Source organism: Aeromonas sp. QDB11 (genome assembly GCF_027705265.1).
Classification (GTDB): domain Bacteria; phylum Pseudomonadota; class Gammaproteobacteria; order Enterobacterales; family Aeromonadaceae; genus Aeromonas; species Aeromonas allosaccharophila.
Genome location: NZ_JAPDBM010000008.1, coordinates 75,119 through 98,862 on the forward strand (window position 1 = coordinate 75,119; position 23,744 = coordinate 98,862).

The 23,744-nt window shown below is 58.0% G+C and carries 29 protein-coding genes and 1 other RNA gene; 20 read left to right on the forward strand and 10 right to left on the reverse strand.

Annotated elements, in window-relative coordinates; translation table 11 throughout:
- Positions 1-2: 2 nt before the first annotated feature.
- The 3 genes from mlaD to mlaF are packed head-to-tail and all read right to left on the reverse strand — an operon-like array spanning position 3 to position 2,087.
- The gene (gene mlaD / locus OKC40_RS04360; RefSeq protein ID WP_042655656.1) at positions 3-500 is read right to left on the reverse strand and encodes an outer membrane lipid asymmetry maintenance protein MlaD; all 498 of its coding nucleotides are present in this window, start codon (positions 498-500) and stop codon (positions 3-5) included.
- Positions 501-507: 7 nt separating this feature from the next.
- Positions 508-1,287, reverse strand: coding sequence for a lipid asymmetry maintenance ABC transporter permease subunit MlaE (gene mlaE, locus OKC40_RS04365; protein WP_042655657.1), 780 nt, complete (start codon positions 1,285-1,287; stop codon positions 508-510).
- Positions 1,287-2,087, reverse strand: a complete 801-nt coding sequence (gene mlaF, locus OKC40_RS04370) for a phospholipid ABC transporter ATP-binding protein MlaF (protein WP_270794244.1) — start codon at positions 2,085-2,087, stop codon at positions 1,287-1,289. The genes mlaE and mlaF overlap by 1 nt, the downstream gene beginning before the upstream one ends.
- A gap of 207 nt (positions 2,088-2,294) precedes the next feature.
- Between mlaF and OKC40_RS04375 the strand changes: the two genes are divergently transcribed.
- The 10 genes from OKC40_RS04375 to npr all read left to right on the forward strand — a co-directional run bounded on the left by OKC40_RS04375 (position 2,295) and on the right by npr (position 9,112).
- Positions 2,295-3,290 (forward strand): KpsF/GutQ family sugar-phosphate isomerase, encoded by a 996-nt coding sequence (locus tag OKC40_RS04375; protein ID WP_042655659.1) that lies wholly within the window; start codon positions 2,295-2,297, stop codon positions 3,288-3,290.
- Positions 3,290-3,844, forward strand: coding sequence for a 3-deoxy-manno-octulosonate-8-phosphatase KdsC (gene kdsC, locus OKC40_RS04380; RefSeq protein ID WP_111806419.1), 555 nt, complete (start codon positions 3,290-3,292; stop codon positions 3,842-3,844). The genes OKC40_RS04375 and kdsC overlap by 1 nt, the downstream gene beginning before the upstream one ends.
- Entirely contained in the window at positions 3,841-4,401 is a 561-nt protein-coding gene (gene lptC, locus OKC40_RS04385) for an LPS export ABC transporter periplasmic protein LptC (RefSeq protein WP_042655661.1), read from the forward strand. Before kdsC ends, lptC begins: the two co-directional genes overlap by 4 nt.
- The gene (gene lptA / locus OKC40_RS04390; protein WP_042061528.1) at positions 4,388-4,915 is read left to right on the forward strand and encodes a lipopolysaccharide transport periplasmic protein LptA; all 528 of its coding nucleotides are present in this window, start codon (positions 4,388-4,390) and stop codon (positions 4,913-4,915) included. Before lptC ends, lptA begins: the two co-directional genes overlap by 14 nt.
- A gap of 3 nt (positions 4,916-4,918) precedes the next feature.
- The gene (gene lptB / locus OKC40_RS04395; RefSeq protein WP_005336333.1) at positions 4,919-5,644 is read left to right on the forward strand and encodes an LPS export ABC transporter ATP-binding protein; all 726 of its coding nucleotides are present in this window, start codon (positions 4,919-4,921) and stop codon (positions 5,642-5,644) included.
- Positions 5,645-5,709: 65 nt separating this feature from the next.
- A complete protein-coding gene (locus tag OKC40_RS04400; protein WP_042061525.1) occupies positions 5,710-7,149 on the forward strand; it encodes an RNA polymerase factor sigma-54 in 1,440 nt (479 codons plus the stop codon).
- Positions 7,150-7,170: 21 nt separating this feature from the next.
- Positions 7,171-7,458 carry a ribosome hibernation promoting factor gene (gene hpf, locus OKC40_RS04405; RefSeq protein WP_005336323.1) on the forward strand — a complete coding sequence of 96 codons (288 nt, stop codon included), beginning with the start codon at positions 7,171-7,173 and terminating at the stop codon, positions 7,456-7,458.
- Between the two features lie 2 nt (positions 7,459-7,460).
- Positions 7,461-7,907, forward strand: a complete 447-nt coding sequence (gene ptsN, locus OKC40_RS04410) for a PTS IIA-like nitrogen regulatory protein PtsN (RefSeq protein ID WP_042061522.1) — start codon at positions 7,461-7,463, stop codon at positions 7,905-7,907.
- Positions 7,908-7,952: 45 nt separating this feature from the next.
- Positions 7,953-8,819 (forward strand): RNase adapter RapZ, encoded by an 867-nt coding sequence (gene rapZ / locus OKC40_RS04415; RefSeq protein WP_182938400.1) that lies wholly within the window; start codon positions 7,953-7,955, stop codon positions 8,817-8,819.
- Between the two features lie 20 nt (positions 8,820-8,839).
- A complete protein-coding gene (npr, locus tag OKC40_RS04420; protein WP_005336318.1) occupies positions 8,840-9,112 on the forward strand; it encodes a PTS phosphocarrier protein NPr in 273 nt (90 codons plus the stop codon).
- 188 nt (positions 9,113-9,300) lie between these two features.
- Here the strand turns inward: npr and degS are convergent, their stop codons facing one another.
- The 3 genes from degS to OKC40_RS04435 all read right to left on the reverse strand — a co-directional run bounded on the left by degS (position 9,301) and on the right by OKC40_RS04435 (position 12,358).
- The gene (degS, locus tag OKC40_RS04425) at positions 9,301-10,425 is read right to left on the reverse strand and encodes an outer membrane-stress sensor serine endopeptidase DegS (protein ID WP_042655663.1); all 1,125 of its coding nucleotides are present in this window, start codon (positions 10,423-10,425) and stop codon (positions 9,301-9,303) included.
- A gap of 109 nt (positions 10,426-10,534) precedes the next feature.
- Positions 10,535-11,896, reverse strand: coding sequence for a Do family serine endopeptidase (locus OKC40_RS04430; protein ID WP_005336295.1), 1,362 nt, complete (start codon positions 11,894-11,896; stop codon positions 10,535-10,537).
- Between the two features lie 81 nt (positions 11,897-11,977).
- Complete coding sequence (locus tag OKC40_RS04435; protein ID WP_128834353.1) at positions 11,978-12,358, reverse strand: YhcB family protein; 381 nt, start codon at positions 12,356-12,358, stop codon at positions 11,978-11,980.
- Between the two features lie 140 nt (positions 12,359-12,498).
- Between OKC40_RS04435 and zapE the strand changes: the two genes are divergently transcribed.
- The 8 genes from zapE (at position 12,499) to OKC40_RS04475 (ending at position 18,672) form a co-directional block, all read left to right on the forward strand.
- A complete protein-coding gene (zapE, locus tag OKC40_RS04440) occupies positions 12,499-13,593 on the forward strand; it encodes a cell division protein ZapE (protein ID WP_182938399.1) in 1,095 nt (364 codons plus the stop codon).
- 266 nt (positions 13,594-13,859) lie between these two features.
- Positions 13,860-14,288, forward strand: a complete 429-nt coding sequence (gene rplM / locus OKC40_RS04445) for a 50S ribosomal protein L13 (RefSeq protein WP_005336289.1) — start codon at positions 13,860-13,862, stop codon at positions 14,286-14,288.
- A gap of 15 nt (positions 14,289-14,303) precedes the next feature.
- Positions 14,304-14,696, forward strand: a complete 393-nt coding sequence (rpsI, locus tag OKC40_RS04450; protein ID WP_005336286.1) for a 30S ribosomal protein S9 — start codon at positions 14,304-14,306, stop codon at positions 14,694-14,696.
- Positions 14,697-14,991: 295 nt separating this feature from the next.
- The gene (petA, locus tag OKC40_RS04455) at positions 14,992-15,582 is read left to right on the forward strand and encodes a ubiquinol-cytochrome c reductase iron-sulfur subunit (protein ID WP_005336284.1); all 591 of its coding nucleotides are present in this window, start codon (positions 14,992-14,994) and stop codon (positions 15,580-15,582) included.
- Between the two features lie 2 nt (positions 15,583-15,584).
- Complete coding sequence (locus OKC40_RS04460) at positions 15,585-16,802, forward strand: cytochrome b (protein ID WP_019444835.1); 1,218 nt, start codon at positions 15,585-15,587, stop codon at positions 16,800-16,802.
- Positions 16,799-17,533, forward strand: a complete 735-nt coding sequence (locus OKC40_RS04465; protein WP_111806449.1) for a cytochrome c1 — start codon at positions 16,799-16,801, stop codon at positions 17,531-17,533. Before OKC40_RS04460 ends, OKC40_RS04465 begins: the two co-directional genes overlap by 4 nt.
- Before the next feature lie 87 nt (positions 17,534-17,620).
- On the forward strand, positions 17,621-18,250 hold the full coding sequence (gene sspA / locus OKC40_RS04470; protein WP_042012397.1) for a stringent starvation protein SspA: 630 nt from the start codon (positions 17,621-17,623) through the stop codon (positions 18,248-18,250).
- The gene (locus OKC40_RS04475) at positions 18,247-18,672 is read left to right on the forward strand and encodes a ClpXP protease specificity-enhancing factor (RefSeq protein ID WP_005336278.1); all 426 of its coding nucleotides are present in this window, start codon (positions 18,247-18,249) and stop codon (positions 18,670-18,672) included. The genes sspA and OKC40_RS04475 overlap by 4 nt, the downstream gene beginning before the upstream one ends.
- A gap of 42 nt (positions 18,673-18,714) precedes the next feature.
- Here OKC40_RS04475 and dolP read toward each other — a convergent pair whose 3' ends face one another.
- From dolP to OKC40_RS04495, 4 genes are read right to left on the reverse strand one after another with little or no spacing between them, the layout of a single operon-like run.
- Positions 18,715-19,293: a division/outer membrane stress-associated lipid-binding lipoprotein gene (dolP, locus tag OKC40_RS04480; protein ID WP_042655666.1), complete on the reverse strand. Its 579-nt coding sequence runs from the start codon at positions 19,291-19,293 to the stop codon at positions 18,715-18,717.
- Positions 19,294-19,297: 4 nt separating this feature from the next.
- Positions 19,298-19,888: a D-sedoheptulose-7-phosphate isomerase gene (locus OKC40_RS04485; RefSeq protein WP_005336275.1), complete on the reverse strand. Its 591-nt coding sequence runs from the start codon at positions 19,886-19,888 to the stop codon at positions 19,298-19,300.
- A 9-nt stretch (positions 19,889-19,897) separates the two neighbouring features.
- Positions 19,898-20,269, reverse strand: a complete 372-nt coding sequence (locus OKC40_RS04490; protein WP_042061509.1) for a YraN family protein — start codon at positions 20,267-20,269, stop codon at positions 19,898-19,900.
- Positions 20,211-21,998 carry a penicillin-binding protein activator gene (locus OKC40_RS04495; protein WP_270794249.1) on the reverse strand — a complete coding sequence of 596 codons (1,788 nt, stop codon included), beginning with the start codon at positions 21,996-21,998 and terminating at the stop codon, positions 20,211-20,213. Before OKC40_RS04495 ends, OKC40_RS04490 begins: the two co-directional genes overlap by 59 nt.
- Before the next feature lie 199 nt (positions 21,999-22,197).
- Here OKC40_RS04495 and rsmI point away from each other — a divergent pair, with 199 nt between their 5' ends.
- A complete protein-coding gene (gene rsmI / locus OKC40_RS04500) occupies positions 22,198-23,031 on the forward strand; it encodes a 16S rRNA (cytidine(1402)-2'-O)-methyltransferase (RefSeq protein WP_042655669.1) in 834 nt (277 codons plus the stop codon).
- 156 nt (positions 23,032-23,187) lie between these two features.
- Positions 23,188-23,574: RNase P RNA component class A (rnpB, locus tag OKC40_RS04505), an RNA gene on the forward strand.
- Positions 23,575-23,744 lie beyond the last annotated feature (170 nt).

Consider the following 23,744-nt stretch of genomic DNA (forward strand, 5'->3'; position numbering starts at 1 on the left):
GGTTACTCCTTCTTGCTGTCTGATTTGCTGTCGGAGGATTGGCTGTAGAGGAACTTGCCAATCAGATCTTCCAGCACGATGGCGGATTTGGTGTCTTCAATCAGGTCACCGTCTTTGAGCATGGCGGTGCCCATCTCCTCATCGCTGAAGCCTGGCATCAGGCCGATGTACTGCTCGCCGAGCAGGCCCGAAGTGAGGATGGAGAGCGAGCTGGTTTCGGAAAACTCACCGGCACTCTTTTGCATCATCAGGGTCACTTCGGGCACCTGGGTTTTCGGGTCCAGTGTTATGTCGCTGACCCGACCCACTACCACGCCGCCGACCTTGACCGGCGAGCGCACTTTCAGGCCGCCGATATTATCGAAATGCGCGCGCAGGGTATAGGTTTCTCCTTCCGGTTTGAAGCTCAAACCGGCCACTTGCAGGGCCAGTGCCAGAATGGCTGCTATGCCAGCCAGCATGAAGGTGCCGACCAGGAATTCTACTTTGCTGAACTTCATCTTTACCTTATCCAAACATGACTGCGGTGAGTATAAAATCCAGGCCGAGCACGGCGAGGGATGAGTGGACCACGGTACGGGTCGTGGCCTGACTGATCCCGGCCGAGGTCGGCTTGGCATCATAGCCGTTAAAGAGCGCAATCCAGGTGATCACCAGGGCGAAGATCAGGCTCTTGATGGCGCCCTGCATGATGTCTTCACCCCAGTCGACGGAGGACTGCATGGCAGACCAGAAGCCCCCTTCGTCCACCCCCAGCCAATCCACGCCAACCAGTTTGCCACCGAAGATACCGATCAGGCTGAACATAAAGGCCAGCAGCGGCATGCTGATGACACCGGCCCAGAAGCGGGGGGCCACCACCCGGCGCAGCGGGTCGACCGCCATCATCTCGAGGCTGGAAAGCTGCTCGGTGGCCTTCATCAGGCCAATCTCGGCGGTCAGGGCCGAACCGGCGCGGCCAGCAAATAGCAGGCCGGTTACCACCGGGCCCAACTCCCGCAACAGGGAGAGGGAGACCAGCGGGCCCAGGCTCTGCTCGGCGCCGAAGTCTTTCAATACGTTGTAACCCTGCAGCGAGAGCACCATGCCGATGAACAGGCCGGAGACCAGGATGATGGCCACCGACTGCACGCCCACCACATAGAGCTGCTGGACCAGCAGCGGGAAGTGCTTGCGCGGCTCTGGTTTGCCCGCCAGCGCATGAAACAACATGATGGTGGCGCGGCCGACGGCGCTGATGACGCGCACGCCAACTCGCCCCAGCTTGCTTATTTGACTTATCAACATCACAGATCCTGTAGCAGGTCGCCTGCCGGAAAATGAAACGGAACAGGACCGTCGGGCAATCCTTTGAGGAACTGCTCGACTTCGGGATTGTGCTCCTCGCGCAGCTGTTCCGGTGTGCCGTGCGCCACCACCTTGCGATTGGCGATGATGTAGGCGTAATCGGCGATGGTCAGCACCTCGTTCACATCGTGGGTGACGATGACGGAGGTGATGCCGAGGGCATCGTTCAGCTCTTTAATTAGCTTGACCAGCACCGCCATGGTGATGGGGTCCTGTCCGACAAACGGCTCGTCATACATGATGAGGTCGGGATCGAGCGCAATCGCCCGTGCCAGCGCCGCCCGGCGCGCCATGCCGCCGGAGAGCTCGGAGGGCATCAGTTGCGCCGCCCCGCGCAAGCCCACCGCCTGCAACTTCATCATGACGATGGTGTGGATCAGCTCCTCCGGCAGGCCGGAGTGCTCCCGCAGCGGGAAGGCGACGTTGTCGTAGACCGTCATGCCGGTAAACAGGGCGCCGCTCTGGAACAGCATGCTCATCCGCTTGCGCACCTCGTAGAGACGGCTGCGGGAGAGGGTGGGGATATCTTCCCCGTCAAACAGAATGTGACCGGACTCCGGTTTGAGCTGGCCACCGATCAGCCGCAGCAGGGTGGTTTTACCGATGCCGCTCGGGCCCATGACGGCGGTCACCTTGCCACGAGGAATGGTCAGGTTGATCCCGTCATACAACAGCCGATCTCCGTGACTGAAGGTCAGATCGGAGATGGTGATCAGGTCATTGTTCAAACAATTGTCCATCCGGTGTAAATGAGGTGCGAATTTTATGGGGTAGTCTAGGTCTAAGCAACAGCAAGGAACAACTATTGAACAGGCCGCCAGCCCATTTGCACGACAGTTTTCTGCAACCAAGAGCGTTATCGGGAGCGGGACTTACCATCCGATTCGCTTATCCGGGCAGACTTTTTTATAATCCCGCAGCTAATTTCGGCCCGGAGCTGTGTCTTTATGTCTGTAAAGCCTGAGAAAGTGTCTGAACTGTTCGATTTTCGTCGCAGTGCCCGCGCGGTGCTGGACACAGAAAAGCAAGCCATTGATGGACTCTATCAGTATCTGAACGACGCCTTCGACAAGGCGTGCGAGATGGTGCTGCGCTGCGGTGGCAAGATAGTGGTCACCGGTATGGGCAAATCGGGCCATATCGGCAGCAAGATCGCCGCCACCCTCGCCAGCACCGGCACACCGGCCTTCTTCCTTCACCCGGGGGAGGCGAGTCACGGCGATCTGGGGATGATCTCCAGCGGCGACCTTATCATCGCCATCTCCAACTCCGGCGAGAGCGACGAGATCCTGGCCCTGCTGCCGGTGCTTAAGCGCCGCGGCATTCCGCTCATCTGCATGACCGGCAATCCGGCCTCCACCATGGCCAAAGAGGCCAACGTGCACCTGTGCATCAAGGTGGAGAAAGAGGCCTGCCCGTTGGGGCTGGCGCCCACCTCCAGCACCACGGCAACCCTGGTGATGGGGGATGCTCTGGCGGTCGCCCTGCTGGAAGCGCGCGGTTTTACCGCCGATGACTTTGCCCTCTCGCACCCGGGCGGTTCCCTTGGCAAGCGTCTGCTGCTGCGGGTAGGCGACCTGATGCACCGCGGCGAGCTGTTGCCCCGGGTAGGGATCGATGCCACCATCAGCCAGGCGCTGCTGGAAGTGAGTCGCAAGGGACTCGGCATGACGGCGGTGGTGGATGGCAATGGCCTGTTGGCCGGGCTGTTTACCGATGGCGATTTGCGCCGCATTCTTGACCAGCAGATCGATATCCATCACACCCCCATCAGCCGTGTGATGACAGCCAACTGTGTTACCGTAGGCCCAGAGATGATGGCTGCAGAAGCCGTCAAGCTGATGGAAACGAGAAAAATCAACGGATTACTGGTAGTGGATGAAGAGAAGCGCCCGCTCGGTGCCTTCAATATGCACGACCTGCTGAAAGCCGGAGTCATTTGATGCAAAACGTACCGACCCTCTATGGTCCGGTGACGCGCAGCCAGTACGACAAGGCGGCGCAAATCCGCCTGCTGGTGTGCGATGTGGACGGGGTGCTCTCCAACGGCCTTATCTACATGGGAAACAACGGCGAAGAGCTGAAAACCTTCTGTACCCGCGATGGTGCGGGCATGCGGGCGCTGCTTAATGCCGGGATCGAGATCGCCATCATCACCGGGCGCAACTCCCGTATCGTCAGCGATCGGATGAAAAGCCTAGGGGTGGCCCACGTGGTGCAGGGGGCCGATAAAAAGCTGCCGCACTTCGAAGCGCTGCTGGCCAAGCTGGGGTTAACCCCGGAGCAGGCCGCCTACATGGGCGATGACACCATCGATCTGCCGGTGATGACCGCCTGTGGCCTGGGTATCGCGGTGGCCGATGCCCATCCGCTGGTGCTGAGCCGTGCCGATCTGGTCACTCGTCTCGGCGGCGGCATGGGGGCGGTGCGCGAGGTGTGCGACCTCATTCTGCAGGCGCAGGGTCACGGCGACTATCAGCCCGAGGCCTCGGTATGAGCAGACAGACCCTGTTGTTCGCCTTGTTGCTGCTGGTGGCGCTGGTCGCCTGGCAGTTGGGCAAGGTGGAGCTGGTGCCGGAGAGCGCCGTCAAAATCGAAAACTATCAGCCGGATTTTGTCGCCAAAGATCTGGTGACCACCCGTTTTGATATCAATGGCAAGCGCACCGAGCGGCTGGAGTCGACCTACGCCGAGTATTATCAGATCCTCGAGCAGGCCACTTTCGACAAGCCGGTGGTCTACATGTATGACGAGCAGGGGGCCGCCGAGTGGAAGGTGACCGCCGAAACCGGCGTGCTCAACACCGGCGACAACGTCATCCTGCGGGACAAGGTGCATCTGGATGGTCTGCTGCCCACCTCCTTCATCTCCACCCTCGATACGCCCTATCTGGAGCTGGATCTGGTGACACAGGATGTGCGCAGCAACCGGGAAGTGAATATTCTGGGTCGGGATTTCCAGACCCAAGGGGTTGGCCTCAAAGGCCATCTGGACCGCAAATATTTTGAGTTACTGGATCAAGGTCATGCCATCTATTTCAATGAAAAACGCTAATCTGGCCCTCGCAGCCCTGTTGTTGTGTGGTGCGGTGACCGCCAAAGAGTCCGACTTTGCCGAGAAGGTCTACGTCGATGCCGTCAAGCAGGTGGCCGAGATGCAGGACAATCGCATCACCTTCGAAGAGGATGTGACCATCAATCAGGGCACCATCAAGATCAAGGCTGACAAGGTGGTGGTGACCCGTTCCGGCGAGAAAGGGGCCGAGGTAATGACCGCCTACGGCAAACCCGCCACCTTCTTCCAGATCCTGGATAACGGCAAGCCGGTCAACGCCCATGGCAACACCATCCGCTACGAGCTGAAGAACCGGCTGGTGACCATCACCGGCAACGGTCAGCTCAAGCAGGAGGATAGTCAGGTCAATGGCGATCTGATCCGCTACGACATCGTCAAACAGAAGATGATTGCCGAGAGCAAGAGCCCGAACCAGCGGGTCAAGACCGTGTTCCTGCCGGATCAGGTAGAGAATTTCGACAAGCCCGCCGATCAGCAGAAGCAGGGAAAATAAACCATGGCAGTGTTAAAAGCAGTGGGCCTGCAGAAGAGCTACAAGCGCCGCATGGTGGTGAGTGACGTCAGCCTGGAAGTGGGCACCGGCCAGATTGTCGGCCTGCTCGGCCCCAACGGGGCGGGCAAGACCACCTCCTTCTACATGATCGTCGGGCTGGTGCAGCGCGATGCCGGTCTCATCACCATCGACGATCAGGACATCAGCCTGCAGCCCATGCATGTGCGAGCTCGCAACGGCATCGGTTACCTGCCGCAAGAGGCCTCCATCTTCCGCCGCCTGTCGGTGTTCGACAACCTGATGGGGGTGATGCAGACCCGCAAGGGGTTGAGCCGCGAGGAGCGTGAGGACAAGGTTCAGCAACTGCTGGAAGAGTTCAATATCACCCACATTCGTGACAACCTGGGTCAGAGCCTCTCCGGTGGTGAGCGTCGCCGGGTCGAGATCGCCCGCGCACTGGCGGCCGAGCCGCGTTTTATTCTGCTGGATGAACCATTTGCAGGGGTTGACCCGATTTCTGTGATAGACATCAAGAAGATCATTCAGCATCTGAAAGATAGAGGCCTCGGCGTCTTGATTACCGACCACAACGTCAGAGAGACTCTGGACGTATGTGAGAAGGCCTATATCGTCAGCCACGGCAAGATGATTGCCGAAGGTGCACCGGCTGACATCCTCGCCGATGAACAGGTCAAGCGCGTCTATTTGGGCGATCAATTCAGTCTATAGTAAGGGGGCATGCCTTCATTTCCTTTGACGCCTGCCTCGCTGAACATAAGGATATCCCGACGTAGATGAAGCCGACATTACAGTTGCGTCTCGGTCAGTCCCTGACCATGACGCCGCAATTACAACAAGCGATTCGTCTGCTCCAGCTTTCCACCCTGGAACTTCAGCAGGAAATTCAGCAAGCGCTCGAAAACAACCCTCTGCTGGAGCAGGAAGAGAGCGAGCAGCAGGAGAGTGCACCGGAAGCGCCGGTCGATGACAGTCAAATGGACTCCAGCGATGCCATGGCTCAGGAGCAGATGCCGGACGAGTTGCCGGTGGATACGACCTGGGATGAGGTTTACTCCGCCGGCACCGCCCAGAGCGCCGGCCCCATCCACGATGGGGAAGATAGCGTCTATCAGGGGGAGACCACCGAAAACCTGCAGGATTATCTGCTGTGGCAGATGCGACTCACCCCGTTCAGCGACGTGGATGCCGCCATCGCCCTCGCCATCATCGATGCCATCGACGAATCCGGCTATCTGACCGTTGCGCTGGAAGACATTCAACAGGCAGTGGGTAGCGACGAGCTGGAGGTCGAACTCGACGAGGTCGAGGCGGTGCTCAAGCGGGTGCAGCATTTCGATCCGGTCGGCATTGCCGCCCGTTCGGTGCAGGAATGCCTGCTGATCCAGCTGGAGCAGTATGACCCGCAGACCCCCTGGCTCAATGAGGCCAAGGAGGTGATCCTCGAGCACATGGAGCTGCTCGGCAACCGCGATTATCGTACCCTCGCCCGCAAGACCAAACTCAAGGAGAGCGACCTCAAGGAGGTGCTGGATCTGATCCAGCTGCTGGAGCCACGCCCCGGTAACGGCATCATCCAGAGCGACTCCCAGTACGTGATCCCCGATGTTTCGGTGGTCAAGAAGGGCAACAAGTGGGTGGTCGAGCTCAATCCTGACTCCGCTCCCCGCATCCGGGTCAACGAGACCTATGCCGCCATGGCCCGCAATGCCCGCAGCAGCACCGACACCCAGTTTATCCGCTCCCATTTGCAGGAAGCCAAGTGGTTCATCAAGAGCCTGGAGAGTCGCAATGACACCCTGCTGAAAGTAGCCAGTTGTATTGTCGAGCAGCAACAGGGCTTTTTCGAGTATGGTGAAGAGGCGATGAAGCCCATGGTGCTCAACGACATCGCCGAAGCGGTGGAGATGCATGAGTCGACCATCTCCCGGGTGACGACCCAGAAGTACATGCATACCCCCCGTGGTATCTTCGAATTAAAGTTTTTTTTCTCCAGCCATGTGAACACCGAAGGAGGAGGAGAGTGCTCATCGACCGCAATTCGCGCGCTCATCAAGAAGCTGGTCACGGCAGAGAACCCTGCCAAGCCGTTAAGTGATAGCAAGATCGCGGATTTGCTGGCCGAACAGGGTATTATGGTGGCGAGACGCACGATCGCTAAGTATCGCGAATCCTTGTTTATCCCACCTTCCAATCAGCGCAAACGCCTGGTTTAGGCAAAACAAAAGGATGATGTTATGCAAATTAACCTGACCGGACACCATGTCGAGATCACCGAAGCTCTGCGTGATTATGTGAACAACAAATTTGCCAAACTCGAGCGTCACTTCGACCACATCAACAATGTTCATGTGGTGCTTAGCGTGGAAAAACTGAACCAGATAGCGGAAGCCAAATTGCACGTCAGCGGGGGTGAAGTCTTCGCCAACTCTGAACATGCCGATATGTATGCTGCGATAGACACCTTGCTCGACAAGCTGGACAGGCAGATCATCAAGCACAAAGATAAGTTAAACAAAAAATAACTATGCAACTTGAACACATACTGAGTCGGGACTGCACCAAGAGTGCAGTCCCTTGTACCAGCAAGAAACGCGCCCTCGAAATCATCAGCGAGCTGGCCGCCGAACGCCTTGGCACTTCCCGTCAGGCGCTGTTCGAATGTTTGCTGGCCCGCGAAAAAATGGGCAGTACCGGGATCGGTGCCGGTATTGCGATCCCCCACGGTCGCATTGATGATGAATTCCCGCCAACCGCGATCCTGATGACCTTTGCCGACCCTATTCCTTTCGACGCCATCGACAATCAACCGGTTGACCTGCTGTTTGCCTTGCTGGTGCCGGAAAGCGAGTGCAAGCAGCATCTAAAGACCCTTTCCCTGATGGCTTCCAAGCTCGGCGACAAGGCGGTCTGCCGCCAGTTGCGTCAGGCAACCAGTGACGAAGAGCTCTATCAGATCATGACCTCGGCCTGACAGCAGGCCAAGGATGAGACACCCGTTTTGGCGTGAGGGAACAAGATGCAGTTAATCGTGGTAAGTGGACGTTCGGGCTCCGGTAAAACGGTAGCCCTGCGAGTGCTGGAAGATCTGGGTTATTACTGTGTGGACAACCTGCCGGTCAATCTGCTGCCGCAGTTGATTGTCTCGGTCGAGAGCCAGTATGACAAACTGGCGGTCAGTATCGATGTGCGCAACCTGCCGAGCGATCCGGAGAAACTGGAAAATCTGCTGGCCCAGGTGCGCAATGAAGGGCGGGTAAAGTTCTCCAGCTTCTTCTTCGACGCCGACAACGGCACCTTGCTCAAGCGTTATGGCGAGAGCCGCCGCTTGCACCCCTTGTCACGCAACAAGCTGTCGCTGGATGAGGCCATTCGGGAAGAGACCAACCTGCTTTCGCCCCTCTCTTCAACTGCGGATCTGCGTATCGACACCACCAACCTCAGCATTCACGACCTGAGCGAGCTCATCAAGACCCGGGTGCTCGGCAAGAAAGAGAACGAGCTGGTGCTGGTGTTTGAGTCGTTCGGGTTCAAGTACGGCATTCCCAAAGATGCCGACTTCGTGTTCGATGCCCGCTTCCTGCCCAACCCGCACTGGATCCCCGAGCTCAAGCCGTTTACCGGCAAGGATGCGCCGGTCGCCAACTACCTCTCGGCGCAGGCCGATGTGATGTTGTTTACCCAGCAGATCGAAAACATTCTGGTGACTTGGTTACCCCATCTGGAGCGCAATAATCGCAGCTACCTCACGGTGGGCATCGGTTGCACCGGCGGTCAGCACCGTTCGGTCTTTATCGCAGAGCGGTTGGCCAGCGCGTTCCGCTTGCTTGGCAAGAACGTGCAGATCCGCCACCGCACTCTCGACAAGAGCTCCCCCCAATCCTGATGGATCAATAGGACGACCCGATGACTGTTTCCGCCTCGGTTGAAGTGAAAAACAAGCTGGGTATTCACGCCAGACCGGCCATGATGCTGTTCGAGCTGGTGCAGGGTTTCGATGCCCATGTCTTGCTGCGCAATGAAGATGGTGTGGAGGCCGATGCTGACAGCATCATCGGCCTGTTGATGCTGGATTCCGCGCAAGGGCGGCAGGTGGAAGTACAGGTTGAGGGCCCCGAAGAGGTCGAGGCCCTGGCCGCCGTGGTGGAGCTGTTCACCTCCGGCTTCAACGAGGAGTAGCCACTCCTCGTTTTATTCTGATCCGCAATGCAGTGATCGGCTGTGTAATGATTCAGGGTTTGCAGTATGGCAGCAGGGGATAGTCGACCTCATTGTTGCATCGATGAATCCCAGTCGCGGTCGATTATCTCGTCAGTAATATAATCGCCCTCATGACAAGCGCGCAGCGCCACAGCCGGAGCTGCGCCTTAGCTGGCCGATGCGGCGCTCGAGCTGGCCATTCTCTGCTGATAGCGCAGATCTTCTTCTATGGTGACCACCACTTCCAGCGGCTTGCCGGAACGGAATACCGAGATGGTCAGCTTGGTGCCGGGGCGGCTCTCGACAATCTTGTCCATGGCGCTGCGCACCCCACTGATGGCCTCTCCGTTGATCTTGAGCAGTACATCCCCTCGCTGCAGACCGCCTTTGGCCGCCGGGCCGTTGGGGTCCAGACTCTCCACCACCAGACCGCGCAGGTCGCCGAGGTTCATCATCCGCGCGACGATGGGATTGATCTCGACGCTGGAGACCCCGAGGTAGCCGCGGATCACCCGACCGTTAGCGATCAGCTCATCCATGATCCGTTTTGCCAGCCGGTAGGGGATGGCGAAGCTGATGCCGTAGCTCTCCTGGTTGCCGTTGAGGTGGTAGGTGGCGGTGTTGATGCCCACCAGGTCGCCACGGCCGTTGACCAGCGCCCCCCCCGAGTTGCCCTCGTTGATGGCGGCATCGGTCTGCAGCAGATCCTGACGGCCATTGCTGTCGGGCCCCATGCTGGAGAGGCCGGTGCGGCCGGTGGCACTGATGATGCCCTGGGTGATGGTCTGGCCGACGTTGTAGGGGTTGCCGATGGCGAGCACCACATCCCCCACTTCTGGTAGTCGCTCCGGATCCTGCGGGATCACCGGCAGGTTGTCTGACTCGATATAGAGCACGGCGAGGTCGGTGAGCTGATCGGTGCCGACCAGCTCGGCGCTGAAGACCCGGCCATCCTGCAACGCAACGATGATCTGGTCGGCATCGGCGATGACATGGTAGTTGGTCAGCACATAGCCGCGCTGGTTCATGATGACGCCGGAACCCAGCCCTTGCGGGCGTAGTTCTCCCTGATTGCCCTGATTGGGGGCAAAGCTGCGGGTGTAGATGTTGACGACGGCAGGGCCTGCCCGATGGGCGGCATAGGAGAAACTCAGTTCACGGGCATTGGTGATGATGCCGGGCAGTTGGGCACCACCGCGAAAATGGGGAAACAGCAGCAACAGCAGCGCCGCGACGGTCAAACCAAAACCGACAGACTTGCCCAAGTAACTGACTAAAGGGGGGATTTTCATGTCATTCTCATCCGTACAGGCTGCGCGCAGAGAATAACACTATCGATGGATAAAAATCACCCGCGGTGAAGGCCGCGGGTGATGGAGGGAGTGGCGAACAACTTGAGCGTTAGCGGATCACCAGATAGAGCGAGGAGTCACCGCGCTGGATGTTGAGCGCCAGCACGTCAGGCTTGTTCTTGAGCGCCTTGGTCAGCTCGCCCAGGGTGTTAATGCGCAGGCGGTTGACCCCGATGATGATGTCCCCCTTCTGCAGGCCGGAAGCGGCTGCCGGAGAGCGAGGATCAATGTCGGCCACCGCGACGCCGGAGACCGGGTCGGTAGTGGTGCTCAGCTTGGCCCCTTCCAGTGCCGGATGCAGCGCGCTGGCGCGCACTTCGCTGTCATCGGCCTGCTTCAGGGTCACCTTGGCAGTTTGTGATTTGCCATCGCGGATCAATCCCAGCTCGACCTGCTTGCCAGCGCCCATGGTGGCGATCTTGGCACGCAGCTCACCGAAGGAGCGAACCGGTTTGCCATCGATGCTTACGATGATATCGCCGGCCTTGATGCCCGCCTTGTCGGCCGCCGAATCAGGCATGACCTGATTGACAAAGGCACCATCCTTCTTGTTGTAGCCGAAGGTTTTGGCGATGTCTGAGGTAAGCTCGGTGCCGGTAATACCCAGCTGGCCGCGACGCACTTCACCGTACTTGACGATCTGCTCGGTCAGATCCCGCACCATGTTGGAGGGGATGGCAAAGCCGATGCCGATGTTGCCGCCGTTCGGGCCCAGAATCGCGGTGTTGATACCGATCAGCTCGCCACGCAGGTTGAGCAGGGCGCCGCCGGAGTTACCGGAGTTGATGGCCGCATCGGTCTGGATGAAGTTTTCCAGATTCTCGATGTTGAGGCCGCTGCGACCCAGCGCGCTGACGATACCTGATGTGACGGTCTGACCCAGACCAAACGGGTTGCCGATGGCCAGCGCATAGTCACCCACCCGCAGCTCGTCGGAGTCGGCGAACTTGATCTGCACCAGATCCTCGGCCTTGATTTGCAGCAGGGCGATGTCGGACTGTTTGTCTTCACCGATTTTCTTGGCCGCATACTCACGACCATCCTTCAGGTTGACCTTGATCTCGTCCGCCTCGTGAACCACGTGGGCGTTGGTGATCACGTAACCCTTCTTGGCATCGACGATGACACCGGAGCCGAGCGCCTGGAACGGCTGCTCGCTCACCTGTTCGTCGGGCATGTTGGGGCCGAAGAAGAACTTGAACTGCTCCGGCAGACGCTGACGGGTAATTTTTTTGCCAGAAACCGAGATATTGACCACCGCCGGGGTGACCTGTTCGAGAACAGGCGCCAGGCTTGGCATCTCCTGATTTGAGCCTAACAGGGAAGGCAGTGCAGCCTGAGCAGGGGCCGCAGACATGGCGATACCGACACTGAGGGCTAGCACACTGAGCATGGAAAGAGGTTTACGCATATGAAAAACAGCTCCCAGAAAAAGTTGCATTGCAATCGTCAAGGTCAGACCACGGGACTGGCCAATTAGTTCCTCGAGGAACTAGTTTGGTTGTTTGAGCAGTCCGGAAGAGGCACCCGCATAGTCGCGAGGCGGAACGCCCTGCTCTTCTGCCACATTGGCAGGGGCTTCTTCTACCAAGGACTCGCGGAACAGGGGCTCCTGCGCTTTGGCCAGGAATTTGCTCTGCTCGGCCATGTGGCGATAGAGGGTCTGATACTGCTCGGCCAGTTGTTCCATCAGCGCGGCACTGTCGGCGAAGTGGGTGTTGATCTGGCCCTGATAACTTTCGAGCTCCTTGTGGGCCTTTTTCAGTTCCTGTTCCAGACGGCCAGCATCGCGGCTACGCACCGAAAAACGGCCGAGAACGATACCGATAATCAAGGCCGCGACAGCCAGCAGGATCCCAGTTAACAGACTCATAGATGCTCCTTGTTACAGCTAAAACAGAGTGGGTTTATGCGGTCGTCATAACCGCCATGCCTTGAAGGCACTATACCGTGCGTCCTGAGGCCGTGATACCATTTTGTCCTCGATTCAGGGACTTGGAGAGGCGCTCAAGGATGACACCGCAGCAAAAATACCAGCAGGATCTGCTGCGCCCCGGCTTTGTGGCCGACCCCGCGCAGGGGGTGGCCATCAGCAGGCTGGAGCGACTGTATCAGGATTTGCTACGGCGCCCGACTCCGACCAGATCTCGAGGGCTGCTGGGTTGGCTGCAAAAGCCCAAGCCGCCGGAGCCCGTCCTGGGTATCTATATGTGGGGCGGAGTGGGCCGAGGCAAGACCTGGCTGATGGATACTTTTTTCGACAGCCTGCCGGGGACGCGCAAGATGCGCAGCCATTTCCACCGTTTCATGCACCGCATTCACGATGAACTGCAGGGGCTGAGCGGGCAGTCCGATCCGCTCAAGCTGGTGGCCAGCAAGCTTGCCAGCGAGACAGACATCATCTGTTTCGACGAATTTTTTGTCTCCGATATCACCGACGCCATGCTGCTGGGCACGCTGTTTCAGGAGCTGTTTGGTCACGGCGTTGTGCTGGTCGCTACTTCAAATATTCCGCCGCAGGATCTTTATCGCAACGGGCTGCAGCGAGCCCGTTTTCTGCCTGCTATCGAGCTTATCGAGCGCCATTGCGAGGTACTTAACGTGGATGGCGGTATCGACTATCGCCTGCGTACGCTGGAACAAGCCGAGATTTATCACTGCCCGCTGGATTTGCAGGCAAAAGCCAATCTTGACCACTATTTTCAGCAATTAACCGGTGGTCACTCGGCTTGCGAAGGGACGTTCGAGGTCAATCATCGTCAGCTGACGTCACTGGGGATGGGGGAAGGGGTGCTCTATATGGAATTCGAGCAACTTTGCTGTACTCCCCGTTCCCAGAACGACTATATCGAGCTGGCCAGGTTGTTCCATACCGTCTTGCTGGCCAATGTGCAGCCAATGGGTGCAGGCAAGGATGACGCGGCTCGCCGCTTCATCGCCATGGTCGATGAGTTCTACGAACGGCACGTCAAGCTCATCATGTCGGCGGCGGTTCCCATGGCAGAACTCTATGGCGAAGGGCTGCTGAATTTCGAATTCAAACGCTGTCTTTCACGGCTTCAGGAAATGCAATCGCACGAATACCTTGCCAGAGTGCACCTTCCTTAGTCACAATACCGCGCCTGCCAGTCGGATGGGCATCTGCGGCAGGTAGGGCCGGGCGACATTTGCTAGCTTCATGGCAGTGAAATTAGCAGGTGATATTTAAGGCAACTTCACTTATAATCGCCCGGCCCACGTTACAGCTGTCGATAAGACAGCAACACTTTAAGCTTTACTTGTATTCGAAGGGGTACAGGTAGGCCATCGTTTGTTGTTTGTGGGAGAGCCCCCATAAGCAATTGGGTCTGTAACAGGTAATTGGGTTTAACTTAATGAAAACTTTCGTTGCCAAGCCAGAAACCGTAAAACGTGACTGGTACATTGTGGACGCAGAAGGTAAAACTCTGGGTCGTATCGCAACCGAGATCGCTGCTCGTCTGCGTGGTAAGCACAAAGCTGAATACACTCCGCACGTTGACACCGGTGATTACATCATCGTTGTAAACGCTGAGAAGGTACACGTAACCGGTAAGAAATTTACCGACAAAATGTACCACGCTCACTCCGGTTTCCCGGGTGGTATCAAGTCAATCAGCTTCGACAAGCTGATTCAGCGTAAACCGGAAATGGTAATCGAAGCAGCCGTCAAAGGCATGCTGCCGAAAGGTCCTCTGGGCCGTGCCATGTTCCGTAAACTGAAAGTTTACGCAGGCGCCGAGCATGCTCATGCTGCTCAGCAACCTCAAGTACTGGATATCTAATCGGGAACTGGCAACATGGCAGAAAATCAATACTACGGTACCGGCCGTCGCAAAAGCTCCACTGCTCGCGTATTTATCAAAGCGGGTAGCGGCAAGATCGTAATCAACCAGCGCTCCCTGGAGCAGTACTTCGGCCGTCCGACTGCCCGCATGGTAGTTCGTCAGCCGCTGGAACTGGTTGAGATGACCGAGAAACTGGATCTGTACATCACCGTTAACGGTGGTGGCATCTCCGGTCAAGCTGGTGCGATCCGCCACGGTATCACTCGTGCTCTGATGCAGTACGACGAAACCCTGCGTTCCGAACTGCGTAAAGCTGGCTTTGTTACTCGCGATGCCCGTAAGGTTGAGCGTAAGAAAGTCGGTCTGCACAAAGCTCGTAAGCGTCCGCAGTACTCCAAGCGTTAATTCGCTTTTGGTACTCACTCTTTCGAGTGTCAAAAAAGCCTGGCAGCCGCCAGGCTTTTTTTATTGGTAATATTACCGACATCAATGCTAACCACGCGTCACAAAAGACAAAAAATTGTTTCTTTATTGTTTTCATTGCTCACCGCTCTTTCTTGTCAAGTTGTTATCTTTTCTTTAAAATTTCCCCTGTTTTCTGTGGCAATTGTAAATCCAGCTTCCGCCGCTGTTGTCACGGGAAAAATGGGGAACAGGGACACTATAAGAATGTGCGGAGTCCACATGGGAGAGTTTTTGGATGAGCAATGCGCCAGTTGATACCGGTCGCCGCAGATTTCTTACCTGGTCAACGGTTGCCGTTGGTGGGGTAGGAGCTGCGTTTACCGCAGTGCCGTTTATAAAGTCATGGAATCCGAGTGCCAAGGCCAAAGCAGCCGGGGCGCCGGTTGAAGTCGATATCAGCAAGTTGGAACCGGGTCAGCTCATCCGTGTCGAGTGGCGAGGCAAGCCTGTCTGGGTGGTGAAACGCACCAAACAGACGCTGGATGCCTTGGCTGCCCATGATGACAAGCTGCGGGATCCCTCATCTGAAGAGCCGCAGCAGCCTGACTATGCCCATAACGGGTACAGATCGATCAAGCCCGAAATTTTTGTCGCGGTCGGTATTTGCACCCACTTGGGGTGTTCACCTTCCTATCTGCCTGACAGCTTTGGCGAGCAGGTGCAGGGCGTCACGTCCGGCTTCTTCTGCCCGTGTCATGGCTCCAAGTTCGACATGGCCGGCCGTGTGTTCCAGGGGGTGCCTGCACCGCTGAACCTGGTCATTCCGCCCTATCAATTCATTAATGACACCACCATTCAGGTCGGTGCCGATGGCAAGGAGGCCTGACCATGTTGAGTAAACTGATGGGCTGGATCGATTATCGATTCCCGCTCACGGCCATGTACAACGACCATATGGCCAAGTATCCGGCACCGAAGAACCTGAACTTCTGGTACTTCTTCGGCTCGCTTGCCATGCTGGTGCTGGTCAACCAGATTATCACCGGTATCTGGCTGACCATGAACTACAACCCCTCTGCGGAAGGTGCGTTTGCCTCCGTGGAGTACATCATGCGCGATGTGGAGTACGGCTGGCTGCTGCGTTACATGCACTCAACCGGCGCGTCTGCATTCTTCATCGTGGTCTACATGCACATGTTCCGCGGCATGATCTATGGCTCTTATCAGAAGCCTCGTGAACTGCTGTGGATCTTCGGCATGCTGATCTTCTTGGTGCTGATGGCGGAAGCCTTCATGGGCTACTTGCTGCCCTGGGGCCAGATGTCATTCTGGGGTGCTCAGGTCATCATCTCGCTGTTTGGCGCCATTCCGGTCATCGGTGACGATCTGACCCTGTGGATCCGCGGTGACTACGTCATCTCCGGTGCGACCCTGAACCGCTTCTTCGCGCTGCATGTCATCGCATTGCCGCTGGTGTTGGTGATGCTGGTTGCCATGCACATTCTGGCGTTGCATGAGGTGGGGTCCAACAACCCGGATGGCATCGACATCAAGAAGCACAAGGACGAAAACGGCTGGCCGCTGGATGCTGTGGCGTTCCACCCTTACTTCACCGTCAAGGATATGATCGGTGTGGCGGGCTTCCTGTTCTTCTTCTGCGCCATCATCTTCTTCAAGCCGGATATGTGGGGTTACTTCCTCGAGAAGCCGAACTTTGAAGTGGCCAACGGGCTGAAAACCCCGGCACATATCGCGCCTGTGTGGTACTTCACGCCGTTCTACGCCATTTTGCGGGCGGTGCCGGACAAGCTGCTTGGCGTCATCATGATGGGTCTCTCCATTGTGGTGCTGTTCCTGCTGCCGTGGCTGGATCGCTGCAAGGTGCGCTCGGTGCGCTATCGCAGCAAACTGCACAAGCTGAACATTGCCCAGTTTGTGGTGTGCTTCGTGATTCTGGGGATCCTCGGGGTGCTGCCGTCGACGCCGACTCTGACGCTGATTGCCCAAATTTGTACCTTGGGTTATTTCGGGTTCTTCGTCCTGCTGTTCTTCTATAGCAAGAACGAAAGCACCAAGCCGCTGCCGGAGAGGGTGACATTTAAATGAAAAGAATAATATTTGCAGTGCTGACCCTGCTGCCGTCACTGGTGTTTGCCAATGCCGGGGCCGTGCATCTGGACAAGGCCAACTATGACCTGAGCGACAAGGCTTCTCTGCAGCGTGGCGCCGCCACCTTCATGAACTACTGCTTTGGTTGCCACAGCACCCAGTACCAGCGTTACAACCGGGTGGCAGAGGATCTGGGGATCCCGGCCGATCTGATGGCTGACAATCTGATCGTCAATGGCGCCAAGATTGGTGACCTGATGGAAAACTCGGTCTCGGAGAAGGATGCCGCCAAGTGGTTTGGTGCGCCGCCTCCCGATCTGACGCTGGTTGCCCGGGTGCGTGGTGCTGACTGGATTTACACCTATCTGCGCTCCTTCTATGTGGATGAAACCCGTCCGTTCGGGGTGAACAACGCCGTATTCCCGTCCGTGGGCATGCCCCATGTACTGGAGCCGTTGCAGGGAACCCCCCGTGCCGAGTTTGCCACTCACACGGTCGATGGCGTGGAAACCCATCAGGTTGTCAGCATCAAATCTGATGGCAATGGTGAAATGAATAACGAAGAGTATGATCAGACGGTGCTGGATCTGGTAAACTTCTTGGTCTACTCGGCTGAACCGGTACAACAGGAGCGTGAACGTATGGGCTTCTGGGTGCTTGGCTTCATCGTGATCTTCTTCATCTTCACTGTGCTGTTGAAGAAGGAATTCTGGCGCGACGTTCACTAAGCGACCAGATCCGGGTAATATAATGCACGGCAATGAAGACCAAGATGCTTCATTGCCGTTTCTGCTTTTTTATGACGGGAGGGTTCAATGGCTGTAGCTGCCAATAAGCGTTCGGTAATGACGCTGTTTTCCGGTGCCAACGATATGTTCAGCCATCAGGTGCGTATTGTCCTGGCGGAGAAGGGTGTTAGCGTGGATATCTGCCAGGTTGACCCAGCCAATCTGCCGGATGAGCTGGCCGAGCTGAACCCGTACAACTCTGTACCGACTCTGGTGGATCGTGAGCTGGCACTCTATACCTCACGCATCATCATGGAGTATCTGGACGAGCGCTTCCCGCATCCGCCCCTGATGCCTGTTTACCCGGTTGCTCGTGGTAACAGCCGTCTGATGATGCACCGCATCGAGCTGGACTGGTACTCCCTGGCCGACAAGATCATGGCCGGTACCGATGCTGAAGCGGCACGCAACGAACTGCGTGACAACCTGCTGGCCATCGCGCCGATCTTCGGTGAAATGCCCTATTTCATGAGCGAAGAGTTCGGTCTGGTGGATTGCTACATGGCTCCGCTGCTGTGGCGTCTGCCGAGCCTTGGCATCGACCTGACCGGTCGTGGTGCCAAAGAGCTGAAGGCCTACATGGTTCGTCTGTTCGAGCGTGAATCCTTCCAGGCCTCTCTGACCGAAGCCGAGCGCGAGATCCGTTCTGGCGTATGAGCATGGAACCGACAATGACACCGAGCCGCCCGTACCTGTTACGGGCGTTCTTTGACTGGTTGCTGGACAATGACCTGACCCCCCATCTGGTGGTCAACGTCAACATTCCCCATGTGATGGTGCCGATGCAGTTTGCCCAGGATGGGCAGATAGTGCTGAACATCGCGCCTCGTGCCGTGATGCAATTTCATATGGATAATGAGGCCATCAGCTTCAGCGCCCGCTTTGGCGGGGTATCCCAGCAGGTCTATATCCCGATGGCGGCCGTGCTGGCTATCCATGCCCGGGAGAACGGCGTGGGCACCATGTTCCCGCCCGAGCCGGGTTACGACATCTGGCTGGAACAGGCCGAAGCGCCGGTGGAGCCTGAGCCGGAACCGCCGCGCCCCAGCGGTCGTCCGACCCTGAAAGTGATCAAATAAAAAACGCAGCCGATTGGCTGCGTTTTTTTATGCCGCGTGGTTTTAGTTCTGGGCGAACTCGAAGGCCTTGATCACGCGCTTCACGCCCTCAACGTGGCGGGCAATCTGCACTGCCTGTTCCCCCTCCTGACGCGTCACCAGACCAATCAGGAACACCTCGCTATTCTCGGTGACCACCTTGACCTTGGTGCTGTCGAAGTTTTTGGTACCGAACATGTCGGCCTTCACCTTGGAGGTGATCCAGGAATCATTACTGCGAGTAGTGAAGCTGGCGGGCTGGCCGAGGCGCAACTCGTTGTAGACGTGGCGGACCCCTTCGATGCGACTGACAATTTTGCCTGCCTCAATCTTGTAAACGTCAGAAGGTGTCTGGCCGACCAGCAGCACGCGGCCGTTGTTGCTATAGACGCTGATCTTGCTGGCTGCGCTGAGCGGTTTGTTGTCGGCCAGCAGATTGGCCGCTTTCAGCTCGATGGTCTGGTCATCCCACTGTGCGCCCAGCGTTCGGCGATCGCCAGAGGCCTTGGCTGTCCCTGCGGCGCCGCCAACAACCACGGCTGCGCAGCCTTGCAGCAGCAGGCTGCTCACCAGCAGACCGAGCAGGATAGTGTGCTTTTTCATGGTTTCAATCTTCCTGTTGCGGGAAAAGTGTCTGGTCGATGAGATCACACAGGCAGTGCAGGGTCAACAGGTTCACTTCCAGAATGCGAGGGCGACGGGCGGATGGCACACGGATCTCCACATCGTTCGGACCGAGCAGACCTGCCATTTCGCCACCGTCCCCCCCGCTCAGCACCACTATGGTCATGTCGCGGGAGAGGGCGGCCTCGGCGGCCTTGATCAGGCTGCGGCTGTGGCCGGAAGTGGTGATGACCACCAGAATGTCGCCGGGCTGGCCCAGTGCGCGGATCTGCTTGGCGTAGACCTCTTCAAAACCGTGATCGGTGGCGATGGCGCTGATGGTCGCCATGTCCGGGGTCAGGGCCATGCCGGGCAGGGAGGGGCGCTGGGTCTCGTAGCAGTTGACCAGCTCGGAGATGAACAGTTGCGCCAGTGCGGCAGAAGGACCGTTACCGCATGCCAGCACCTTGTGGCCATTGAGCAGGCAGATGGTGATCATCTGGGCCGCAGTATGGATGGCATCCGGCAGCGCCTCGGCGGCGGCTATCTTGGTCTGGATGCTTTCGGTGTAGTTCTCTTTGATGCGGTCAGTCATAGGGTCCTCTTAAAACGCGTTCTGGATCCAGGCTGGCTGGTCGCCCTCGAACGCAATCACATCGAATCGGCAGGCCTGATTGGCCTCGTTGATGGCATGTTGCTTCAAATAGTGGCGCGCTGCCAGCATGATCTTGTGCTGTTTGCTGCGGGTGACCGAGTTGGCGGCCCCGCCATGGCTGCTTGTGGCCCGATAGCGCACCTCAACAAACACCAGGGTCTGGCCCTGGTGCATGATGAGATCTATTTCGCCGCCACGACAGCGGTAGTTGCGCGCTACCGGTTGCAGGCCCCGGGCCTGCAACCAGCGTTCAGCGACTTGTTCAAAGTGCTGTCCCTTGCTCGTCGGTGAGGGGAACAGGCTCGGCAACTGCTGGCGCATCCGTTTCCATAGTTCCTTCATTGGAGGGCTCCTCCAGCTGCTGAACAGCGTTCTCGTCGACCAGTTTGCCGTTCTGGTAAGTCCCCCAGCTCAGCATCCGCACGATATTGCCCTGGGCATCCACGCTCAGCTGACCGCTCATGCCGGCCTGTTGCATGCCGCCCACCTTGCGCATCTGCTGCAGGTTCTCTGCCAGGCTGACGGCATCGTAACCCATGGCAAACAGCCGCAGCAGGTCACCCTGAGTCTGCGGCCAGAGCAGGGCGATCTGCTCGCGCTGTTTCTCGTAGCCGCCAAGCAGCAGCGGCATATCGGCGATATGCATGCCATTGAGCTCGGAGGCGACCTCGGTGGCAGCGCTGTCGTAGCCACGGGAGCTGGTGTAGATGGGCAGGCTGCCCATCGGATTGACCGAGACATCCACGTAGGGCTTGATCATCCGGGTTTCCAGACTGTTGGCCACCACGTAAACCGCATCGATGCTGCGCGGTGCGGCATCAGAGAGTTGCACCACTTCACCAGCACGGGCGGTAGAGCGGCCGCTCAGGGCATTCTTGACCATCCCCTGTACTTCGTTGCGGGCACCGAAGGTGGCAACGATCGGCTTATCCTGGCTCAGGGTGGCCCAGCTCTGCTCGAACGCCTTGATACTGCTGTAACCGATCCGCCCCTGAGCGGCGATCAGCAGCGGTTTGCGGTAGCCCTGAGTGTAAAGGTACTGGGCTGCCTGCGCGGCATCTGCGGCGGCAGAGAGGGAGAAGTAGTAGGTGGTATCGTTGACGATTGGCTTGTCCAGCTCGTTGAGCGCCAGCACCGGCACGGTCGGATTGGCCTTGAGCAGCTCCTCGACCCGGTCTTTCAGCAGCGGGCCGATGATCATGTCCGCCCCTTCCTGAATCGCCTGCTTGTAAAGATCGCCGGTCGACTTGCTCTGGGTGTCGTAGAAGTTCAGGGTAAATTGCCCCTGATTCTCCTTATAAGACATCAGCATACCGTTGCGGATGGCGGCGCCCTGCGGCTCCAGATTACCGGAGAGGGGCAGCAGCACGGCGATCTGCTGCACCGAGGTGCTGGCAGTGGTAGCCAGATCGCCCAATCCTGCCGGCATATCTTTCTGGGCCGGATGGTTGGGGAAGTCGCGCTTCCAGCCTGCCAGCTGCCGCGCCAGCAGGTTTGGCTGGGCACCAAACTCGTTGACCAGTGCCGCCAGTCGCAACCAGCCGGTGGTCACATCAGGGGCCGGCGCCTCTTCCAGCGCTTGCAGGGTGGAGGGGGTCATGCTTTTGAGCAACGACCAGATCTGCTGATGGTTGGTCGCCTGCTCGCTCTGATTGAGGTAGGGCTCCAGTGCAATCAACGACTTGGCTGCGCCAAACTTGTTGTTGATGTCGAGCTGCAGCACCACGCGTTGGCGATACCAATCCTTCTGGGTATCGGCATCCAGCACCACCTCGGGTTTGCCTTCCAGCAGGATCAGCGCCTGATTGGCGTGGCCCTGCGCCAGCAACAGATGGGCTTGCAGCAGTTGCAGCTGCGCCTTCTGGGTGGGCTCCTTGGCCTGCTTCTGCAATTGCTGGAACAGTGCCGAGGCCGGTTTGGCCTGGCCCAGCGCCAGATAGCTGCGTGCCGCCAGCATCTGCCAGGTAAAGGCTTCAGCCGGCTTGGCCGGGTCCACCTGCTCAAGATACCACTGGGCATTCTTGGTCAGATTGGAGAACGCAGAGGGCATGCCTGACTGCCCTGACGGTTGATTGGGCTCCGACGCACAGGCGGCGAGCAGTACTGCCGCGAGTATGATGCCGAAGAGTCGTGATACACTTAGCTGCTTTGTAACCCGGTTCAAGTTCATTCCCCGACCAGTGTTGAAGTTCCCCATAGTGTAAACGGGCCAATATGGCGACACAATTGTCGGGGCACTCGGAGATCCCATGAGTGACATCCCAACCCTGTATATAGTCCCCACTCCGATCGGCAATTTGGCGGACATCACCCAGCGTGCATTGGACATTTTACGCAGTGTCGATCTGGTGGCAGCCGAAGATACCCGTCATACCGGTATCCTGCTCAGCCACTACCAAATCTCGGTGCCGACCTTCGCCCTGCACGATCACAACGAGCAGCAGAAGGCCGATGTGCTGATCGGCCGGATCAAAGAGGGCAAGAGTGTTGCGCTGGTCTCCGATGCCGGCACCCCGCTCATCAGCGACCCCGGTTATCACTTGGTCACCCGCTGTCGTGAAGCCGGGGTCAAGGTGGTGCCGCTGCCCGGCCCCTGTGCCGCCATCACCGCCTTGAGCGCCGCCGGTCTGCCTACCGATCGCTTTGCCTTCGAAGGCTTTTTGCCCGCCAAGAGCAAGGGACGCGACGATCGTCTGCAAGCGGTCATCGAAGACACCCGCTCGCTGGTGTTCTACGAATCGCCACGCCGGGTGAAGGATACGGTGGAAGCGATTGCTCGCATTCTCGGCGAGCGTCAGGTGGTGGTGTGCCGCGAGCTGACCAAGACCTTTGAGTCGATCCACGGTCTGCCTGCTTCTGAAATGCTGACCTGGCTCGGTGAGGATGACAACCGCTGCCGCGGCGAGATCGTGCTGGTGGTGGCTGGCGCCTCGAAAGATGAAGAGGATCTGCCTGCCGAGGCGATCCGCACTTTGGGGCTGCTGGTAGCCGAACTGCCACTGAAAAAAGCGGCTGCCCTGACCGCCGAGATCCACGGCGTGAAGAAAAATGCCCTCTACAAATACGGTCTCGAGCACTATTGAGCCGATGAAATAGGCCAGCAGACTGTTTTCTGACCTGTGCAATCCCCCGTACCGGCAAGCATTCAGCCTGTCAACGGGGGTCAAAGCGCGATAAATGGCTGTAAACGGGAATTGCCGGTTTACCCCGTGTGTATCGCAAGGCTATAATCCGCGCTCGGAGTTGGCTGGGCAATCGCTGCTTCGTCGTTGTGTCCCTCGGGACAGACGGGCGGAGGGGAGGAAAGTCCGGGCTTCATAGGGCAGGGTGCCAGGTAACGCCTGGGGGGCGCGAGCCTACGACCAGTGCAACAGAGAGCAGACCGCCGATGGCCCGCAAGGGATCAGGTAAGGGTGAAAGGGTGCGGTAAGAGCGCACCGCGCGACTGGCAACAGTTCGTGGCACGGTAAACTCCACCCGAAGCAAGACCAAATAGGCCCCTATTGGCGCGGCCCGCGTTGGGGGCGGGTAGGTTGCTTGAGCCAGCGAGCGATTGCTGGCCTAGAGGAATGATTGCTACCCGGGGCAACCCGGTACAGAACCCGGCTTACAGGCCGACTCCGACCTCATTCCGAAGAGCCCCGCGATTTATCGCGGGGCTCTTTTTTATGCATGAGAAAATATGGCTTCGTTGGTCGGATATTTTTTGTCTCGCCATGGGCGTTGTTTCCCAAATCAACCATCAAGCCACAACTTCCCCAGCCCCAGGTGACAGCTACACTCGGGGCTTTCTGAC

Coding starts and splice junctions, on each gene's coding strand:
- kdsC (WP_111806419.1), top strand. CDS start 3,290: ATGCAAAACGTACCGACCCTCTATGGTCCGGTGACGCGCAGCCAGTAC.
- lptB (WP_005336333.1), top strand. CDS start 4,919: ATGGCAGTGTTAAAAGCAGTGGGCCTGCAGAAGAGCTACAAGCGCCGC.
- OKC40_RS04495 (WP_270794249.1), bottom strand. CDS start 21,998: ATGCCCTCTGCGTTCTCCAATCTGACCAAGAATGCCCAGTGGTATCTT.
- OKC40_RS04460 (WP_019444835.1), top strand. CDS start 15,585: ATGTTGAGTAAACTGATGGGCTGGATCGATTATCGATTCCCGCTCACG.
- dolP (WP_042655666.1), bottom strand. CDS start 19,293: ATGAAAAAGCACACTATCCTGCTCGGTCTGCTGGTGAGCAGCCTGCTG.
- rsmI (WP_042655669.1), top strand. CDS start 22,198: ATGAGTGACATCCCAACCCTGTATATAGTCCCCACTCCGATCGGCAAT.
- mlaD (WP_042655656.1), bottom strand. CDS start 500: ATGAAGTTCAGCAAAGTAGAATTCCTGGTCGGCACCTTCATGCTGGCT.
- rpsI (WP_005336286.1), top strand. CDS start 14,304: ATGGCAGAAAATCAATACTACGGTACCGGCCGTCGCAAAAGCTCCACT.
- degS (WP_042655663.1), bottom strand. CDS start 10,425: ATGAAAATCCCCCCTTTAGTCAGTTACTTGGGCAAGTCTGTCGGTTTT.
- OKC40_RS04465 (WP_111806449.1), top strand. CDS start 16,799: ATGAAAAGAATAATATTTGCAGTGCTGACCCTGCTGCCGTCACTGGTG.
- OKC40_RS04485 (WP_005336275.1), bottom strand. CDS start 19,888: ATGACTGACCGCATCAAAGAGAACTACACCGAAAGCATCCAGACCAAG.
- ptsN (WP_042061522.1), top strand. CDS start 7,461: ATGCAACTTGAACACATACTGAGTCGGGACTGCACCAAGAGTGCAGTC.
- mlaF (WP_270794244.1), bottom strand. CDS start 2,087: ATGGACAATTGTTTGAACAATGACCTGATCACCATCTCCGATCTGACC.
- petA (WP_005336284.1), top strand. CDS start 14,992: ATGAGCAATGCGCCAGTTGATACCGGTCGCCGCAGATTTCTTACCTGG.
- lptA (WP_042061528.1), top strand. CDS start 4,388: ATGAAAAACGCTAATCTGGCCCTCGCAGCCCTGTTGTTGTGTGGTGCG.
- OKC40_RS04375 (WP_042655659.1), top strand. CDS start 2,295: ATGTCTGTAAAGCCTGAGAAAGTGTCTGAACTGTTCGATTTTCGTCGC.
- rapZ (WP_182938400.1), top strand. CDS start 7,953: ATGCAGTTAATCGTGGTAAGTGGACGTTCGGGCTCCGGTAAAACGGTA.
- sspA (WP_042012397.1), top strand. CDS start 17,621: ATGGCTGTAGCTGCCAATAAGCGTTCGGTAATGACGCTGTTTTCCGGT.
- OKC40_RS04430 (WP_005336295.1), bottom strand. CDS start 11,896: ATGCGTAAACCTCTTTCCATGCTCAGTGTGCTAGCCCTCAGTGTCGGT.
- mlaE (WP_042655657.1), bottom strand. CDS start 1,287: ATGTTGATAAGTCAAATAAGCAAGCTGGGGCGAGTTGGCGTGCGCGTC.
- OKC40_RS04475 (WP_005336278.1), top strand. CDS start 18,247: ATGAGCATGGAACCGACAATGACACCGAGCCGCCCGTACCTGTTACGG.
- lptC (WP_042655661.1), top strand. CDS start 3,841: ATGAGCAGACAGACCCTGTTGTTCGCCTTGTTGCTGCTGGTGGCGCTG.
- npr (WP_005336318.1), top strand. CDS start 8,840: ATGACTGTTTCCGCCTCGGTTGAAGTGAAAAACAAGCTGGGTATTCAC.
- OKC40_RS04490 (WP_042061509.1), bottom strand. CDS start 20,269: ATGCGCCAGCAGTTGCCGAGCCTGTTCCCCTCACCGACGAGCAAGGGA.
- rplM (WP_005336289.1), top strand. CDS start 13,860: ATGAAAACTTTCGTTGCCAAGCCAGAAACCGTAAAACGTGACTGGTAC.
- OKC40_RS04435 (WP_128834353.1), bottom strand. CDS start 12,358: ATGAGTCTGTTAACTGGGATCCTGCTGGCTGTCGCGGCCTTGATTATC.
- OKC40_RS04400 (WP_042061525.1), top strand. CDS start 5,710: ATGAAGCCGACATTACAGTTGCGTCTCGGTCAGTCCCTGACCATGACG.
- zapE (WP_182938399.1), top strand. CDS start 12,499: ATGACACCGCAGCAAAAATACCAGCAGGATCTGCTGCGCCCCGGCTTT.
- hpf (WP_005336323.1), top strand. CDS start 7,171: ATGCAAATTAACCTGACCGGACACCATGTCGAGATCACCGAAGCTCTG.